Below are 1,172 nucleotides of genomic sequence, written 5' to 3'. Positions count from 1 at the left end.
GTGTTGAACTCACCCGAGGACAGCTCGAACTCCTCGTGCGTGCATTGGTCTTCCAGCGCGTACAGTTCGCCGTCGAGGTTGAACACCACGATCGGCGTACCGGTGACTTCGTCGAACACGCTCTTCATTTCGCCCGGCAGCAGTTCGGCGCCGGCGCAGACAAAGGTCCAGGCCTCACTCACGCGGTGGCTCCGGCCAGCGGCTTTTCCAGGATCTCGAAGCGCAGGTCGTCGCGCTTGGGGATGCCGAAACGTTCGTCGCCATACGGGAACGGCTTCTTGATGCCGGTGCGCTGGTAACCGCGGCGCTCATAGAAGGCGATCAGTTCGTCGCGGATGTCGATCACGGTCATCTGCATCACCGGCACGTTCCATTCGCGCGCGGCGTGGGCTTCGGCCGCGTCCATCAACTGCTTGCCGACGCCGCCGCCCTGCTGGGCCGGGTCGACCGAGAACATGCCGAAGTAGCCCTTGCCGTCGACGTCGGCGACGTGGGCACAGGCCACGAGCTGGCCGTCGCGTTCGGCCAGCAGGATGGTCGAGCGCGGGCGGTCCAGGTCGCCCTGGATGCCTTCGGCATCGACGCGGGCGCCGTCCAGCAGGTCGGCTTCGGTGGTCCAGCCGACGCGGCTGGCGTCGCCGCGGTAGGCCGAGGTGACCAGGGTGATCAGGGCGGGGATGTCGGCCGACGTGGCGGCGCGGAAGGTCAGAGTGCTCATGGGGGCATTCTAGGTGGGGCGGGGGCGGGCGGGGAGCTTGCTGATTCGGCTGGCTTTGCCGAGTGTGTCGGATACGCCTTGTTGACATGATCTTCATTTTTCATTCATAAATGAAGCAGTACCCGCCCACCGCGTTCAAGCGTGTGGTTGTCTGCCGGAGTGGGTACCGTCCGATCTGATCATCGACAGTGGCGCGATGTGGGCGGGGCTCTCAAGGAAGGTCGATCCAGGGAGGATCTTCATGCAGTCACGGCTCATTGCTCATCCGCGCGCGGCAAACGCCATCAAAGGCCTGCTTCTGACAGCACTGGCCTTCTGCGTACTGGCACCGGTTCCCGCCTCCGCCCAGATCGTGCCTACCTGGCGCCAGGAGTACGACAAGCGCTTGAAGTACGGCGACCTGGTCGAGCCCTTGAAGGGCGAGATCTTTGGCGAGCAGGTCAACCTGTATGAC

Annotated in this window: 3 protein-coding genes; 1 reads left to right on the top strand and 2 read right to left on the bottom strand. The window is 64.3% G+C overall.

Going from position 1 to position 1,172, the window contains the following annotated elements; all coding sequences use genetic code 11:
* Both AC1VAN_RS22500 and AC1VAN_RS22495 read right to left on the bottom strand, forming a co-directional pair.
* The coding region (locus tag AC1VAN_RS22500) for a Rieske 2Fe-2S domain-containing protein (RefSeq protein ID WP_480986820.1) at positions 1-182 on the bottom strand (182 nt) is incomplete at its 3' end.
* The gene (locus AC1VAN_RS22495) at positions 179-718 is read right to left on the bottom strand and encodes a GNAT family N-acetyltransferase (RefSeq protein ID WP_032975848.1); all 540 of its coding nucleotides are present in this window, start codon (positions 716-718) and stop codon (positions 179-181) included. The genes AC1VAN_RS22495 and AC1VAN_RS22500, both read right to left, overlap by 4 nt.
* Positions 719-959: 241 nt before the next feature.
* Between AC1VAN_RS22495 and AC1VAN_RS22490 the strand changes: the two genes are divergently transcribed.
* On the top strand, positions 960-1,172 hold a 213-nt coding region (locus AC1VAN_RS22490; RefSeq protein WP_480986819.1), incomplete at its 3' end, for a hypothetical protein.

It is taken from the genome of Stenotrophomonas sp. 05L44_2, from assembly GCF_056665995.1.
This window is presented reverse-complemented; position numbering and strand designations above follow the sequence as displayed.

What these genes read in the sequence shown, in the direction of transcription:
- AC1VAN_RS22495 (WP_032975848.1), bottom strand. Translation starts at nt 718, where the DNA reads ATGAGCACTCTGACCTTCCGCGCCGCCACGTCGGCCGACATCCCCGCC.